The organism is Spirosoma liriopis (genome assembly GCF_023196085.1).
GTDB lineage: Bacteria > Bacteroidota > Bacteroidia > Cytophagales > Spirosomataceae > Spirosoma > Spirosoma oryzicola.
The window spans coordinates 49458-66035 of record NZ_JALPRF010000014.1; the positions used below are offsets into that span (position 1 = coordinate 49458).

At 43.8% G+C, this 16578-nt stretch carries 17 protein-coding genes and 1 pseudogene; all 18 read right to left on the reverse strand.

Going from position 1 to position 16578, the window contains the following annotated elements:
• Window positions 1-11 precede the first annotated feature (11 nt).
• Window positions 12-1274: an NHLP bacteriocin system secretion protein gene (locus M0L20_RS29395; RefSeq protein WP_232564039.1), complete on the reverse strand. Its 1263-nt coding sequence runs from the start codon at window positions 1272-1274 to the stop codon at window positions 12-14.
• Window positions 1275-1278: 4 nt separating this feature from the next.
• Window positions 1279-2850: a TolC family protein gene (locus tag M0L20_RS29400; RefSeq protein ID WP_232564040.1), complete on the reverse strand. Its 1572-nt coding sequence runs from the start codon at window positions 2848-2850 to the stop codon at window positions 1279-1281.
• 20 nt (window positions 2851-2870) lie between these two features.
• A complete protein-coding gene (locus tag M0L20_RS29405; RefSeq protein ID WP_232564041.1) occupies window positions 2871-3392 on the reverse strand; it encodes a cyclic nucleotide-binding domain-containing protein in 522 nt (173 codons plus the stop codon).
• Window positions 3393-3510: 118 nt separating this feature from the next.
• On the reverse strand, window positions 3511-4164 hold the full coding sequence (locus tag M0L20_RS29410; protein ID WP_248480850.1) for a helix-turn-helix transcriptional regulator: 654 nt from the start codon (window positions 4162-4164) through the stop codon (window positions 3511-3513).
• Window positions 4165-4374: 210 nt separating this feature from the next.
• On the reverse strand, window positions 4375-4626 hold the full coding sequence (locus M0L20_RS29415; protein WP_248480852.1) for a redox-active disulfide protein 2: 252 nt from the start codon (window positions 4624-4626) through the stop codon (window positions 4375-4377).
• Between the two features lie 109 nt (window positions 4627-4735).
• The gene (locus M0L20_RS29420) at window positions 4736-5011 is read right to left on the reverse strand and encodes a hypothetical protein (protein ID WP_248480854.1); all 276 of its coding nucleotides are present in this window, start codon (window positions 5009-5011) and stop codon (window positions 4736-4738) included.
• Between the two features lie 462 nt (window positions 5012-5473).
• Window positions 5474-6679 carry a cupin domain-containing protein gene (locus M0L20_RS29425; RefSeq protein WP_248480856.1) on the reverse strand — a complete coding sequence of 402 codons (1206 nt, stop codon included), beginning with the start codon at window positions 6677-6679 and terminating at the stop codon, window positions 5474-5476.
• Between the two features lie 666 nt (window positions 6680-7345).
• Entirely contained in the window at window positions 7346-7711 is a 366-nt protein-coding gene (locus M0L20_RS29430) for a class IIb bacteriocin, lactobin A/cerein 7B family (protein WP_248480858.1), read from the reverse strand.
• 48 nt (window positions 7712-7759) lie between these two features.
• The gene (locus M0L20_RS29435; protein WP_248480860.1) at window positions 7760-8116 is read right to left on the reverse strand and encodes an NHLP leader peptide family RiPP precursor; all 357 of its coding nucleotides are present in this window, start codon (window positions 8114-8116) and stop codon (window positions 7760-7762) included.
• A 60-nt stretch (window positions 8117-8176) separates the two neighbouring features.
• Window positions 8177-8515 (reverse strand): NHLP leader peptide family RiPP precursor, encoded by a 339-nt coding sequence (locus M0L20_RS29440; RefSeq protein WP_248480862.1) that lies wholly within the window; start codon window positions 8513-8515, stop codon window positions 8177-8179.
• A gap of 58 nt (window positions 8516-8573) precedes the next feature.
• Window positions 8574-8945 carry an NHLP leader peptide family RiPP precursor gene (locus M0L20_RS29445; RefSeq protein ID WP_248480864.1) on the reverse strand — a complete coding sequence of 124 codons (372 nt, stop codon included), beginning with the start codon at window positions 8943-8945 and terminating at the stop codon, window positions 8574-8576.
• Window positions 8946-8977: 32 nt separating this feature from the next.
• Entirely contained in the window at window positions 8978-9307 is a 330-nt protein-coding gene (locus tag M0L20_RS29450; protein WP_248480866.1) for an NHLP leader peptide family RiPP precursor, read from the reverse strand.
• Window positions 9308-9422: 115 nt separating this feature from the next.
• Window positions 9423-11396, reverse strand: coding sequence for an adenylate/guanylate cyclase domain-containing protein (locus M0L20_RS29455; RefSeq protein ID WP_248480868.1), 1974 nt, complete (start codon window positions 11394-11396; stop codon window positions 9423-9425).
• Complete coding sequence (locus tag M0L20_RS29460) at window positions 11393-11554, reverse strand: hypothetical protein (RefSeq protein WP_248480870.1); 162 nt, start codon at window positions 11552-11554, stop codon at window positions 11393-11395. Before M0L20_RS29460 ends, M0L20_RS29455 begins: the two co-directional genes overlap by 4 nt.
• Window positions 11555-11964: 410 nt before the next feature.
• Window positions 11965-12126, reverse strand: coding sequence for a hypothetical protein (locus M0L20_RS29465; RefSeq protein WP_232564055.1), 162 nt, complete (start codon window positions 12124-12126; stop codon window positions 11965-11967).
• 266 nt (window positions 12127-12392) lie between these two features.
• Complete coding sequence (locus M0L20_RS29470) at window positions 12393-15416, reverse strand: lantibiotic dehydratase (RefSeq protein ID WP_248480872.1); 3024 nt, start codon at window positions 15414-15416, stop codon at window positions 12393-12395.
• A 268-nt stretch (window positions 15417-15684) separates the two neighbouring features.
• Window positions 15685-16050: a hypothetical protein gene (locus tag M0L20_RS29475; protein ID WP_232564057.1), complete on the reverse strand. Its 366-nt coding sequence runs from the start codon at window positions 16048-16050 to the stop codon at window positions 15685-15687.
• 289 nt (window positions 16051-16339) lie between these two features.
• A pseudogene (locus M0L20_RS29480) lies at window positions 16340-16578 on the reverse strand (sensor histidine kinase); the annotation flags it as partial.

Genomic DNA, 16578 nt, shown 5'->3' on the forward strand with positions numbered 1-16578 from the left:
GAAAATCAGTATCAGTATAGATTGAAGAATTTCTTAAATGCAGGAACGACAATCGAAATTGGATTCTCCTGTTTAATGGTAATCTGGCCCATGCAGGAGGTACCTTCTTTAATAGCAATGTCGGGTCCTTTAGCCGATGTCCACTTGAAGCCGCTGTATGACTCATTATCTTTCTCGAAGACGACATGTACTTCGAAGAGCGGGCCTATTGCCAACAAACCTTTGGCTAGCTGATCATTTTTAACCGACGTCATCATGCCCTGCTGGGTGATCGGGAAGTCAGAAACGTACGTGACCCGGCCCTTAATGAATCCATACTCCTGTGGCTGTACGGTCGATGGCACCACGAAAGCCTCCATATCGCGCTTAATCTTCTTGCCATCCTGCGACGGAATGTAAAGAACACCCTTCAGGCTGGCCAATTGACCTTCTTCCTGGTTTTTGAGTTTGAACAGCGGGGTCCCTGGACCAACCATTACGCCCGCATCGGTGAGCACTTCGACAACTTCGCCACCGTAGGGGCTTTTAATGTTCGACTGTATATCGTAGCGCTCGGTCAGGAACTGAAGACTCCGTTCGGCTTCGGCAATCTGTTGTTTCTGGGTCGCAATGCGTTGTTGCAGCGAATACCCCGCATCATGCTGCCGGTTGGAGACTTCGGCCAGCTGTACTTTCAGGCGTTCGATTGTATTCTTCGACGCATCGATCTGCTGTTTGGTACCAGCCACCTGCGCTTTCACAATCAACCCCTTTTCGACCAGGTTAACCTCCGATTCAAGCTGATTCGCCAGAAAAGCCAGCTTCTTTTTCTCGGCTTCAATTTCGCCCTGAATACTTAGCCGGTTCTGACTCATCAGCTCCCCTTCCAGCAAAGTGCCTCTGTTGCCGTACGAGATTATTTTGGTCAGTTCGTGTTTGCGTTCCGACAGGGTGGCTTTGGCATTCTCAATCTGCTGAACCAGCTCCGGCTGCTGCACCGTAGCCACTACGGCATCTTTCGCCACGTTATCGCCGATTCTGACCTGTAGTTTTACAAGCTGGCCCTGCGAGGTAGCTACCACTTCATGGACTTCGCCACCCAGTACGACCCCGGTTACATTCAGTTTGGTGCTTACCCGCCCGAAGACCGACCAGCCAATACCCGTAGCCAGCGCGGCAAAGACCACCGAAAGCGTAATCCAGGCTTTAGGACTGGTTACCTTAATCAATTGATCGAGCTTCTCGGGAGTCGACAGTTTTTCCAACGCCGACTGTCTAAAAAATCCTGCTGCCATGACGTTAATTATTGTTTATATCAGGGATGGTATAAAATGCGTTTCTGTCGATCACAAAGCCTTTGTTGTCTGGGGCTACCAGCGTTCCGGTGTCGTGTCTGAGATTGATGATTGCTCGGGCAAATTGCTGGTAAGCCTGTAGGTACCGGAGCTGTGCAGAAGTAAGTCGTTCCTGAAACAGGATCAAACTCAGGATGGTCGTCAGGCCCGACTGGAATTTGACCTGTTCGTCTTTGAACACATCCCGCGTATAGTTAAGGACTTCTTCGGCTTTCTGGAGGTTTGTAACGCTGTTGTCCAGATAGTTCAGGTCGTTACTGACGTCCAGCTCAATAATCCGCTGGATGTTGTTGACCACTACGTTTTGGTCGGTGACAGCCATTTGACTCTTGGTCAGACTGCCTCTCGCCCAGTTGTTATTGACCGGCATAGTGAACGTTAATTTGGCACCAGCTCCAATGTTTCTGCCTTCGTTGTTCGAGAAGGACGCCATCACATCACTCATTCGATTGCCCGTACTGGCGCTTCCGTACGACACAAACCCAACCAGATCCAGCTGAGGTTTTACGTTGTTTTGTGCCAGTACATACTGCTGTTGCAGAGCCTCGTGGCCATGCCGGGCTGCCATTAGATCGGCTCGTCGCTCTTTGGCAATTCGGATAAAATCAGCTTCGGCAAGCCCTCTTTTGAACGCTGATTCGGAAATTGTCGGGAAATCATTTTCAGGGATATCGATTGACAGGCTTTCCTCCGTGCTTAAGCCGATCACTTTTCCCAACTGTATCCGGGCGTTATACAGGTCTTGCTGAGCCATGATGGTTAGCTTTTCCTGATTAGCTAAGTCCGACTTGACCTGTATCAGGTCGCCAGCTGGCTTTTTATCGCCTTTTACCAGCTCTTCTGTTACAGACAATACGTTCCTGATCCTGTTTTCACTCTGTTTATAGATTTCCAGGCTCTTAAACGCGGTGTAGTAATTCCAGTAAGCCAGTCCAATTTGCCAGATCTCCGATGAGGTGGTAAACTCGTTACCACTCTTTGCATTGAGCACGTAGAGTGAGTTGGCTCGCTCCAGGGCTGTGACAATTGGCCTTCCTTTGCCTCTCAGCAACGGCTGGGTCAACGAGACATTCAGTGTGCTGGTATTACTTCCCAGATACAGACTTATTGGCTGGTTAAAGCTGTTGATCGGATAATTGTTGTTAGCGAACCCGTAGTTGAAGCTAAACTCCGTTAACTGCCCGGTACGTAGCCGCTTCCGTAAACCGGCCGACATATTCAGCGTGTTGTTTAGTAAGATGCTGTTTTCCAAAAAAGCGTTTCGAGGATCAGCCCCTAGCAGCCTGTATTGATTGTTTTGAAATACCAACTCGGAGAACGAGTTGAGGTCAAACGTGCTTCGCTGAATCCGTAGGTCCGCTTCGGCACTACGGATAGCCAATCCGCTCCGTACGAGGGTAGGGTTCTTATCAAACGCTTTTCGGGAAATCTCAAGTAAGTCGCACTTGACCTGGGCGCATACGTCGCTGGTCAATGCCATTACGCCTATCAGAATACCATATAGACAGTGTCTCATTGCCAGTCGATTTTCAGTTGTTAAACTTCCGAGAATCGATGCAACAGCTTGACAAAGCGCGATCCGGCCTGGGCCACACCATCCAGTACTTTAGCGTCTACCAAATCCTCGTCACCAGGGTTACCAAAACCGAGTTGCTCCGTAGTTTTCCGTAGCCGGTTCGACAGAAACAAGGCCAGGGCGTAGTAAAAGTTGGCTCTGAACTCAGCGTTGGTCAACAGCCGCAGATTGATTGTTTCCCGGGCAATTTGATAAATGACAGACGGGGCCGTAACAATCACCGAAACAGATGGCGGAGTCGATTCCAGAAAAGACATTTCACCCACCACTTCGCCAGCTTCCAGCTTGGCAATGCACTCATTGAAATTGTCATTGGCGCAGACAGCTAACTGACCCGATAAAACAATAAACAAACTATCGATAGCTTGCCCTTTATTAATCAGTCGATCTCCTGTTTCCAGTGTTAGTTTATTACCATTCTGGAGCATCCATTCTACATCTCTATCACTAAGATGACCTAAGAAATACAGTACCCGCTTCATAGAATTTATTGATTTATAGTATATGATTATTGTCTTTAAATACTGTCTAATGCTCCACTCAGATGGTCACGCCAAAAAGGCCGTCACAACCGCTACGATATGTGCAACACGTTCGTATTTAGCGGGAAGAGTCTAAAAGTTGCTTAGGAGAAATACTGTATTGTTCGGCGAAAAGCTTTGAAAAATAATGTACGTCTCTGTAGCCAACCGTATAGGCAATTTGTGAAACAGACTGCTGTACGTAGCTGTCAATCAGTTGCCGGGCTTTATGCAGGCGAAGTATTCTTACGTATTTATTGGGAGTCAATAAAATTAGGTTCAGAATTTTGCGGTGTAACTGTCGCTCGCTTATCGCCATCTTATACGATAGTTCGTTTAAGTCCAGATATTCCTGCCTTATGCTACCGTATACTTCTCGCTCCAGATTTACCAGCCAATCCTGATCTTTTTTGGCTACTTTCTGGGGTTGCAACTCCCCCAGACACATCTTTCTGACGTTTTCATTGGATTCATAAATATGGAATATATCCGGGCGATCATGGTAGGTCAGGCTCAATGCATTTGTTTTCGCTTTGACCAAAATGTCTTCTACTATATCGCTTATTTCTTTGCTACTGGAAAAAAGAATCTGCTCAATACGTTGCTTATCATACATGCTCCCATTTTTGCTCACATTCATGATAGTCTCCAACGGATTTCTGATGTGTTGAGCAAGTTGCTCCAATGCATTAGGCGAATTCCAGTCAATGGCATTTTTCTTTGCTGTATGCATCGTAAATAGGATGGTGGTTGGCGATGAGTGAAAAACAGAAAATGGTACCATGCACTTTCTAACCCGCACACATCAATTCCTTTGCAGGTAATACAAGTATTAATTTCACTGGAATTCGTCCCGGTGTACATTTGAATTGAACCATTCTATAGTTTTGGCCCCCCGCTTATAGCGTCAAAGTATACAATGGACTACCAAGAAGCACACGGATCAAAGGGCAGTTTTTCGGATGCTGAGTTCCTTTCTGATTTCCTTAAGACTTACAAAGTTTAAACCAAGGAGTGGCAACAAGGAGAAGGGAATGACGAGAAAAGGCGTAAAACCTTTTTTGATCGTCAAAAGAATTGTCACAACGAAAAGGACAGTGAGTATACCCGCAAATACAGATGTAGCGGCTATGGTTGTCTTTTCCATCTTCATCAAGCTCTCTGTGCTTTTGCCTTTGTAAGTATTAGTTTTCATTATCGTAAGTTCCAGTTTACTAGTCTATTATTTTGTATGTATATTGATCACAGAGTAATTCTCTAAGAAAGCGTATCATTCGTTTCGAAGAGTTGTACCACTATAGGACTTACTTCCTTATTACTTCTGACTTAATTCGGGCGTCAATCTCAGTGGTAACTTCTTTTTGCCTTTTAGCCACCAAAGCCCCTAAAAACACAGACGCAAGTATCGGGATAGAATCATAAGGAAGACTAACTTTTAGATAAATTCGAATAAGCGTACTCACCGTCGCTATGATCATAATAATAGTACTTACCTTTCCAGTGGTATTAAAGAACTGACCTTTTTTTTCAAGTTCGTTAACCGTCAATTCAGATAATGGTTTGGGAGAAAATATACTCATTGTAGTAAGAGCCTTTAATAATTGACTATTCTTATTTACTTAAGCACAACTTAATTTTAATGTCTTTCAGCTTTTTATAGTATAGTAGCGTTAAAAACACTACCCACTCATAAAAATTATGCTATTTCTCACTGTGTAAACAAATGAATAGGTTTAACTATATAGTGAGAATGAAATAGATATTATGAAAACAGCTAGAATACAAACCCTTAGTCAATAAACAGACTATAAAAGCTGTATTTTATTCGTTAAGCTTTGAGATAATGATCAATTGGAAGGTGAATTACTTGTGTGGTGAAGGAAATAGACGTTTCTTGTACTTATTTTTTTTATGCAAGTTTATCATTCCGATACGTAAGGAATCTTATACATTTCAATTATAAGATTCCTTACGTATCGGAATGATGACAAGTAACAGTTATTGAATTTGAAATGCCTAAAGTAGCTTCATAATGAAACATTCTACGCTACTTTCAGTAACCCACCTCTAACCAGTCTTTTTGCTACTTTTAATTTATTTTCATCATTCAGGAAAGGAATTTCTCGAACGGAAAAAGCGTCTTCCTGTTGTGAAATAAACTCGAGCGACGCAACGATTTGGGAAGGACCTTTTACCACATTGCCTTGGAAAGAAATTCTGGCTCCGGTAATGTGATTACTAACTTTAGATGTCAATCCGTCTCGTTTAATAAGAAGCGTATCTAAGCCAATATGATTGAGTTTGTCCAGACTAGCGAAGTGGCCATCGGGTCTTGGCTGTTCTTTCGTCCGGAATTCTTCTTCCAGAATAGATAGGCAACCGTTAACAGTATCTTTCCGAAAAGCCTGTTGAAGAATAGAGATGAAGTTCAATTCAGCATCAGCCGACAGTAATTCTTTATTATCTGAATTTAGGAATCCTATGGGCAAGGCCTGGCGTAGTTCGATATGTTTTTGAGCCAAGCTAATCAGCGACTTCGTGATAAAGTCGATCCACTGCGTTGAGTGAACGCCAATGGTAATGTGCATTGACGACTGATCGGTGGTAAAGGCTTCGTGAGGTACGCCACGGGGGATATACATGATATCGCCTGCTTTTAGCGTTACTTGTCTGGCTCCGGTTAGGTGTTCTCGCTGAAAAACAGGCTGGAAGCTGTGTACGAGTGGAGTTTTACAATACGTATCATCATATAGAAGCCAGTGTTTCTCGCCCGAAATTTGTAGCGCGAATACATCGTGAGAATCGTAGTGTGGAGATAAGGCTTTTTCGTTTTCCGGAGTCAGGTAAAGGTTAGCCACGACCTGGTGACTCATGTACTGACGCATATTCTCTACCAAAACTTTAAGGGGATCCCAGAAACGCTGAACCTCATTAACAACAATCGTATGGCCGTCGGCATAGGCCGTATAAAGTTGATTCAGATTTATGCTGCCATCTTTATTCTCGTAAATAGTAGGGTTCATAGGCTGTTGGTTTTTTACAACGCGTAAACTACTACCACGAGGGCGATTATATTCTAAAACCCTGTCTAAGTCCTCTATTGAGAATAATGACGAAAAAAAGTTAGAATCGTCTCTTTTTACATGTAAAACCTTTTGCTCCCAATAGTTGGCCTCAAAATCTTCAATACCGATTGGTTGAAACAAATCAGTAATATTATCTATTTTAGAAATTGATTTAGTTTCCATGTTATATAGTTAAAACTATTAAACAATAAATTATTTATACTATTTTTTATGTAAGGGTTTAATTATGAAAAAGTAATTATATATCTGAAACAAAATACCTATGCCCAAAAAAACTATCCCTAAAGCTTTCTGATGGAAGACTACAAACGCAATCAGACCAAGGCTGGCTATCAATGAACCAATAATTGGCAATAACACCTTTTTCATAAGAAAAGAATTTAAAAATAGTTAACTAAAATGAGATTGCATGTTAATTAAGCTCAACTAAAATACCAACCTGATACCGATCAAATTACAGTAGTTTCACAGATAGAAAATTCATAATACAGCCTCGTAAATGCACATTAAAGCCCATTTTAAAATTAAGATAGTTTGAGAAGGAATATTGACGGGAACCGGCACAAAGATTCATCCCTACAGCAAACGCTGGGTGCTTAAGCATAAGACTACTTAGAGCAATTGCTCGGGCGATCTCGTTTTTTTCGCCGGATTGCCAGGAATTATGGGCATACAGTATCTTCCTAAGTAAGCTGGCTATATCTAGTAAACTCACAAATTATGTCACACCGGATCCGACTCAGAACCCAAATTTAATTTTTAATGTGCTCTAAACCCTTCTATCTATGAAACTACGTAAGTTACTTCTGCAAAAAATTCAAATTCGTCTTAATCTATTGCTTTGCATATTCCATAACCAATAGCAGCGCCCAATAGGCCAGCGCCAACAATAAGAGCCCCCACGCCAACCGAAGCCAACACTTCACCCCCAGATACCATTTCTAACTGTTCATCGGTGAGCTCAACTTCGTCTAAATTGGGTTTTGCAGGAATATTAATGTATATATAGGCCGGGTCTGATTGATCCTCAACAACAATATTTACTTCTTTAGAGATAACAGTTCCATATAAAGCTTCTATAGCTGCGTGTGGATTATCTAAAAGATCACTTTTGAAAGATGAGTTTTTAAAGGACTTTTCGATTAGTTCGTTCACTACATCTAGACCTTTTTTCTGATTTTCAAACGTTACCATTTCTTTTTTATTTAGTAATAAAACAATTCATTTAGCTATAAAAATATACTATTCTGCCTTCTGGTGAGTTGCGGCATAGATGGCTACACCAACACCCATACCTGTTAGAAACGCACCTCCTATAGCTATGGCCACTACAAACTCGCCACCGTTAACCATTTCAAGTTGCTCGTCTGTAAGTTCCAGCGAATCTAACTGTGGTTGTCTTGGGATATTGATATAAGTTACAGCTTCGCTAGTTTGGTCATTCACTATAACAGTATGTCCCTGTGGTAGGTCAATCTTATAGCCAAGTTGCTCAATTGCATTGACAGGGTTTGCCACTAAATCTTTTTTAAAGGTTGCATCTTCCCAAGCCTTTTTTACAATTTGTGCGTACATTTTTTGATCCTGTGTGTATTCCATTTGATTGGTTTATCTAATGTGTGATTATAAATTTTACGTATTTATTTAAAAAACTATGTGTTATTTTTCAACAGTTGTAATTGGGAAAGTAGGCGTTGGAACCCAAGGCCCGATTATGATAGGCCAAAGGCTGGAACCTCCTGCCACTGTCTCAAGCTGCTCTTCATTTAGTTCTACATCCTCTGTATTTACCTTAGTAGGCAGGTTGATATATACTGTACCTTCGTCCGTCTGATCGCGTACCAACAGCGTTTTACCCTGAGGTAAGTTTAGCTTTTGCCCAATCAGTTTTTCGATAGCCGATAAAGGATTTGCAACCAGCTCTGCTTTAAATGTAGCATCTTCCCAGGCTTTCTGTACGATTTGACCGTAGAGCTTTTGTTCTTGTGTGATCTCCATAATATTAAATTATGTAATAGTTAAATTGAGTTACTGTATAATCAGTTGAGAAGCCATTTTAAAGAAAATCGGATGGTTTAACCGGACAGGTAGTTACGGGCGGAATCAATGGACTAATAATAACTGGCCCTGTAGTCCAATCACCAGATCCAATAATCCCTTTTGCTCCTCCTGATACGGCTTCGAGTTGGTCTTCGTTCAGTTCTACATCCTCCGTGTTAGGTTTAGCCGGAATGTTGATGTACACCGTAGATGCATCCGTTTGATTGCTTACTACCAGAGTTTTGCCTTGTGGAAGGCTAATCTTTTGGCCAGTCAGTTTTTCGATGGCGGCAACAGGATTTGCTATCAGCTCCGCTTTAAACTGAGCATCGTCCCAAGCTTTGTGTACGATCTCGGCATACAGTTTTTGTTCTTGTGTGAACTTCATTGCTGTGCTTGTTTGGTTTATTCTATAGTTAATCAAAGAGTAATACAATCTTTCAAATTGGGGAACAAATTATTCACAAAATCACCCCAGATTTTATGCCCACCACCAGCAACAGCCTCAAGTTGCTCTTCAGTTAATTCCATGCTTTCTATTTCAGGTTCGGCAGGAATATTTACGTATAGTTTCGACTTATCCGTCTGATCATTAATAACCAAGGTTTTTCCTTCCGGCAAATCTATCTTAACGCCAGTTAGTTTTTCGATTGTCTTTATTGGGTCGGCAACCAGTTCTTTTCTAAAATTGACGTCTTCCCAGGCTTTAGAAATAATTGCTTCAATAATTTCTTGTTTTCGCTGATCCATATCCTTTTGTTTTATTCACTTAATTCGAAGATATAGTCTGATTATCTTATAAATCGGCCCAAACAAATAAGACCATTTTTAACTTTCTTTTTCACTGTACTTATCACTTTTTTATCTATGCATATTCATTTCTCGCAACGAAGTACATGCCCATCTCTCCTTTTCCTTTTGCATGAACCTGCCCTCTATATTCGAATGAAAAGCACTCTTCCTGTTTTATGAATTCATATAGGGTTTCACTGATATTCACTTTGCCGACCATACCACTACTTTCCATTCGGCTGGCGGTGTTTACGGTATCACCCCATACATCGTACTGAAACTTTTTCACACCGACGATGCCGGCCACAATTGGCCCAGTATGTATGCCCAGGCGCATTTCGAAGGCAGGATGCCCCTCTATTCGTTTTTCAACGGCCCGTTTCACCATGAATTCCTGCATTTCCAGACCTGCTAGCACAATGTTTTTCAGCGAACGCTCATCTGTATACGAGAGACCTCCAACGGCCATAAATGCATCGCCAATCGTTTTAATTTTTTCAATCTGGTACTTTTCTACAATCAGATCAAACGCCTTGAAGCAGGTATGTATTTCTTCTACGAGGCTCTGCGGAGACATCTGCTCGGCCGTTTGCGTGAAAGACTTAAAATCGGTAAATAAGATCGAGACCAGGTTAAACACTCTGGCATCGACATGCCCTTTTTCTTTTAGTTCCTCGGCAATTTCTTCGGGTAATATGTTCAGCAGTAAGGCTTCAGAGCGGTCTTTTTCAACTTTCAGGGCCGCTCTTGATTTCTTGACGTAGTTGAGTTGAGCCCATAAGCCTACCGCTACCAGAAGGATAAAGCCTAACGAAAGGATAATCATATTCCGCTGCTTTTCCTGCCGCTCTACCTCCTCTTTATGTTTCAGCTGAATGATGTGTTCTTTCTGCACATAGGCAATACTATCGACCAACTGCTGCTTCTGGAACTCGATATTCATGACCCGGTTAGCCGTTTCGGATAAATTTAAACTGTCTTCAAGCGTGTTAGCCTGCTCAAAGTAGTATAGGGCCTGGCCGGTGTTTCCGAACGCTTTATAAGACTGGTACAGGCAATCGCACCCCCGTTTCTTCATCGAAACTGACCCTACTTTTTCGGCTAATTGCAAACCATTCCGGCATTTTTTTACTGCGTCTTTGCTCTTCCCCAGCTGGTACATAATAGTACCTATCGCAATCTGTGCTTCCGCCTGGCTCTGAAGGCTTCCTATTTGATTGGCATAGGTCAGACAGCGAGTATAATAAGGTAACGCTCGTGCGTAAGATGACTGTTCATGGAACAAATTGCCTAAGCTGGACAGAGCCATTATTTGCAACTGCTTATCCTGTCTTTTGTCAGCAATCAGTAATGATTCATGCAGATGCTCATAAGCTTTGTCATACCTGGCTTTCTTCGTATAAATTTTCCCTATTTCGTCCAGAACCTGAGCAATTCTTTCCTGATTGTTCTTCTCCTTATACACTGAATAAGCCTGGTTGTAATACTTCATAGCATTACCGTAATCTCTTGCTTCAGCATATATCGATCCTATATTCTGGGTAGTTATTGCCAGATTTTCGGCGTTTTTTAGTTCATTCCAAACAAGAGCGGCTTGCCTGTAAGAATCTAACGCCTTAAGGTAGTTTCCCTGATTCTTGTATACAGCTCCTATATTATTTAAGGTTGAAGCTACTCCCTGATTATAACCTATCGCCTTAAAGCTGTCGGCTCCCTGTTTAAAATAGGCTATCGCTTTTGAAAAATTGCCCAGGTAGAAGTAGGTGATCGCCATATTATTAAAACAATCACCTACTTTCTTCATGTCGCCAATAAGCCGATAAAGCTTCAAGCTTGTTTCAAACATCTCTAAAGACTGCTGATAGGCTTGAGTGTCCTGACAGTGCGAACCCAGACTAAAAAGGCTATCGGCTGCCTCCCGGTTGCGATTCTTCGGTGCCTTTACCGCTAAAGTGGCCTTTTTTATTGTTGCGGGTTGTGCATACAATTTTATTTCTATTCCGTTCAGCAGAAAGAGACTTAGCAGTATGCACACACCTAACTTCATGATACCTTGATAAACCCATCTCCCCCTCCAGATATTATATCTAACTGTTCATCGTTCAGTTCCATATCCTCCACTGGCTCTGTGGGCAGGTTGGCATGACCGATAGTAGCTTCCGTTTGGGCTGCGATGATCGTCTTCTTGTCGTTCTGTAATTCCATGACTTTGTCTGTTTAAATACGTTTTACAGAGCAAAGTTGCTCGCATATTTTATGACAAAACTGACAAAAGAGCCGACAAAACGAACACACGCACCAACATCACAATCTACTTGCACTAACGATCTGTTTCAATCGGGCAATAACACTCCCCTTTATGCTCGGGGGAGTTTCTATGCCTGCTTATACCACTTGTATAGACCATTTTTTATGATTTCAGGCGTAGCGAAGGTGATACGCACGGGACTCTTACGGCTATATCTATCCAAAGAATGCATATGAATATTTTTTATTTTCTCTGCTCTTTGTTTCGTTCTGGTATTACAAAGTTGGGTATTTACTACAAAGCGATCAAAAACGTCTGGTTATAGTTTATTCCGCTAGGTTATAAACCCTTAGGTGACTTTCTGATTTTAGCCAGCCGGTTCATCAAGCGTCTGCTCTAAATGGCTAAACAAATCATCGGCTGAGATAAGCCAATTGTCATCGAACTGACCAAAATCATCAGATGTCGAGTCCACATCGTTGTTGATCCAGCTATCAAAAGAGAACTCCGTATCAATGTGCTTTTTCATGAGCGTGTCTGTTTAAAGAGTCATTATCGGGTTGTTTTTGTCTTCGTTTGATGATTCAAAATTGGTCGTATTTCCCCCCGTTTTCAATAATCATCGGTTATATCGTAATCTGTTTGGGTATAGATTATTCCGTTAGGTTATAAAGTAAAAAAGCCGGCAAATTGCCGGCTACAGTGGAGTAATGCTCCTGAAATTGCAACGCCCAACCCAGTGCTTCATCAACTAAAAGCAGCGCTCACTGAATCGAGCGCTGCCGTTTAAAAATATTAATCTACCTCTACACAAACGGGTTGTCGAGCCTTCTGAGCATCATAATGCTTAGCCAAACAGTGATAGATCACCAGTTCGTAGGCCCGTTGTTTAGCCGGGAAAAGACGATTGATAATCATGTGGATCAAGCTTTGCAGAATAGGCATAAGCTGCGGTGGTCCCGGAAATGCCAGGCGAAGTTTGTTCGTTAGCTCCGCTGTCATGCAATCCGGCACAGTTTGGTTTGGAACACCCTGATAAGCTGTGCTCAGCGCGTGGTCGATTAACGGACGGTAATGTCTGAACTTTTCATTCTGTTGCCGACGCAGATTTACGTCGCCGTTGAACTCAGCGAAAAATCCGTCTTTCATCTGATTCATTAGCTGGCTCCGCTCGCCAGTAAGCAGCCCCACCCCCGTTAGCAGACAATCGATCTTAGCTACCGCAAAGGCAAAGCGACTGCTCTCATCGAAAACCGCTTTGTGCTGGGCCAGAAACGCAAGTGTTGACAGACTGTCGTAATGAAAAATTGCCTCACAAAGCTCGATTTGCTCATGGCCATACCGTTCGATTTCGCGGACGTAGGTATCCATCTGAACCCGGTGAACAACGCCCTCATGGACCCGGTCGCGCAGAGCCTCTTCCACCTTCCGCATGACTACATGGTGAAAATCAAGGTATGGGTTTCCCCGGAACCTCAACCGTAGATGGGGGTCAACATCTTTATACCGAATGAAAAAGAACTGATTGATAACTCCTTTCGCCAGCAGTTGCTCCACAACCGGATATAATACAGTGGCCAGCAAGTCGTCCGACGTTTTTTCGCCGGTATATATTTTCAGGTACAGCCATTCGCTACCTACCGAAAAACGACGTTGAGGCAGGGTTTTCAAACTGGGCATCAGGCCGAATAATTTCGGGGCCGACGGATTACGGAACGGAATAACTACCTCATTTGTAAAGGGCTGCCCTCCTACCGATACCGGGCAGTTGTCGGCGGTGGCGAGATACTCATAAATTCTGACGCTGTTTCGCTTCTGCAATTCGGCGACCAAAAGGCTTAACGACTGCGGATTGTGTAGGCACACGAGCAACTCATGGTCGTGCATACCGACGACGAACTCCTGGGGAAGGCCCTTCTCATTCAACTGGATTGCCAACTGAAACAAATTTCCCAACTGCAAATCTTTGGCCTGCAACTGCCAGGTAGCCCGGCTCAGAATAATATTTTTATAACGAACGCGTGGCAAATAAGCCTGTTCGGCCAATACACCCCAGTTCCATTTCACATCCAGATGACTATCCTGATGTTGCAGATCGCACAGAAAACGATACGTGGGTAATCCCTGATGGTAGTTATGAGCGTTGGTCAGGCGTGGTATAACCCGTTTATTGAGTCGACGGGAGCGCAGCACTACCCGACCATTTCGCACCGAGATCAGTAGATCATCTATAGGAATCTGGTATTCCTGATCAACCGACGACTGCGCCAGATAAGGAATTTCGTACTGGTAGAGCGTGGGGCGGGTCAGTATATTGCCAGCCCGGTTTTCTGGAAAGTGAACTACTTCGGCAAAAATAACATCAGGATGGTGTTGCTCCGTAGCCCGGACACAGCTCTGTACCGCTTCGGTCAACGGAGAGCTACCTTCACAAAATCGGCTCAGTAATGTAGCGGCTGACGGTCCTTTGCAAGCTTGCATCACAAACCGATACTCATTTTTGTCGATAGCCTCCCCCGATTTTGCTAGCCAGTTTCCAAATACATAAAAGCTTTCAGGTAAGACCTGCCCATCGCGACGCTGTTTAGCAATGTGCTCTAGGTCGGCCTGGCTTAATTCAATCTCGGCCTGGTGACTATAAAGACTCTCTGAGTACTTGTTCAAGACAAATGATTGCCACCAGTTCCAGGTTGGTGGTTGCAAAACGCCCTCGATGTTAGGTAAAGACAGATCGTCAATCATGGGCGCGTAACCAACGCCCAACCCCGACTGAACGCCGTAGCCAATACCGTATTCACTATCCAGCGCCAGTGCCAGCGGAATTTCCTCCTGCTCGTAGCGGTCATAGAAACGGCGCTTCAAATCGTCCATGTCCGGGCAATGGTGGGGCTGATTGAGGACGGCTAACTGTTCGATCTGTTGACGCAGGTGTTCCATTGCCGACTGGCCGACGGTTAATGACCCTTCCTCGTAGAACGAATCGACCTGAAGCCGGTCGATGGGTGCGTCAAGCTGTCGCCCATCCAGCCAGGAGCCGATATGATTGCCAAGGTCAACAACGTTTGGGGTCGTAGCAACCAATTCTTTTAATTGAATCAGATCCTGGGTTATCAACTCGGTGTCCGACAGAGCAGCCACTTTGGCAATTAGTACATCGAGATAGGACTCACCGATAAGCACTGGGTCAAGATCGCAACTAAGCAACTGCTCGTCGATGAGTTGTTCGACAAAAGCGCATGCTTCATCTTCTTCGATGTTCATCTCCACAAGGTAGTTGACCAGTTGGGGTACCGTTGCGCCCGTTCTGGCCTGCTCGAACAACCGTTTCAGAAACTGATCACCCGTAAGCGCTGTAATAAAGTAGTGGCGGCTAGCTGTGGTTTGCTGCATTTCCACATACCGGAAATTGCCACCAACGGCATACAAAGAGTTGTTCGTATAAAATAAGACCTGATTACGGATGATCGGCTGTGCCAGCAGCCAGTCCCGGACGGCCATCAGACATTCGATATCAAGCCGACTATGGCGACGAACGGGCTGGGAATTTTTCCTTCTCAGCCGTGTGTAATCCGCAGGGAGAGCCAGCGAGCAGCCAGCGAAAAGTCCGTATGGCGTACACCGGGTACTCATTCGGATGGCGTATTTGTAAAGCGTTTGCAGCAGTTTATGAACGTCGGAGAGCTGCTCTCCCGATAACCACCGCATGAAACGTTCATAAAGGGTGGGCGAAGCCAGATAGATCGCTTCCTGAGCAAACGGATCGCTGTACCACTCGCGGAGGAGTCCGTCCAGAGGATGATGAAGTAGGCGGGCCTGCATCTCATTAAGTTTACTTATTGAGAAAACCGGGCGACGTATAACAAGAAACGGGTACAATGTGAACATATTACAAAACGGGAAGGACACTTATTTCCAATTTTGCGATATATTCACAGTGTACCTAACTAATTTTATTAAGGGGTGAACAGAAGGTTGCAACTAGTGTAGAGTTTCTCGATGACCTGTGCTTCGCATCCGGACAGTAATGCGTAAGGGATTCCGTGGACAACCCAAAAAGGTCTTTTCTCTCACGAAAATAGTTCCCGTTTTATTCATTCAATTCCCCTGATAAGCATGACTCTAAGGCCACTTGAAATTGACCAAACGAATAAGGCTCATTAATAAAAGCCGTTGGGTGAAGTTTATAGTTACTGTACAGATGAAAGGGGTACACTGAGGTCAATAATAGTTTTTCCTGCCTCCGTAACGCATCCAGCACTGAACTCTCGATTTCTTGATTGGGAGGCGGCAGACAGGCCAAGGTTAGTTTAATTTCCGTGTTCAGAAGTTGCTCAATTGCTTTATCCGTGAACGCACCGGTCCAGACAATATCCAGGAAACCGGTGCGGTTCACAAACTTAGTGAGCAGACATTCGCCAGCTCCATAATGAGAAAGGAGAAGACTGGGAATCATTCGATTACTGGACAGTAAAGATTGTCATCAAACAGGGAATGCTAGATTTTTGCGTTTTACTCTGGATGTTATCCGTGGTGAGGTTATAGATACGCTCCTTAGCAAGAACAAGACGTTGGGGTTGGGGTTGCGTTTGCGTTTGCATGAAGAACACAGTTTACGGGGTTTCTTTGTGCGATTGATGAAACAAACCTAGGGCTGCGAAAAGCGATAAAAAAAGTATTTCGTTCAATAGGACCGATACGCTCGGTAAACAACAGGTAAACCACGGCGAATACATTCGCCGAATCTAGACGAGCTTTAGCTGGAGCGTCACCTGGTACGTATCAGCTACGGTATTAACAGCCAGTTCGTGCCGGTCAGGATACAGAATTTGCAGACGCTTTCGCGTATTCACCAGACCAACCCCCCCCGGCTCTGTCCCGGTTTTATCTATCTCGGAGATGCCGAGGCTGTTTTTGACAATAAATGTGAATAGTCCGTCCTGCATAGAGGCATGTATATAAATAAAAGCTGCTTGCTTACTTT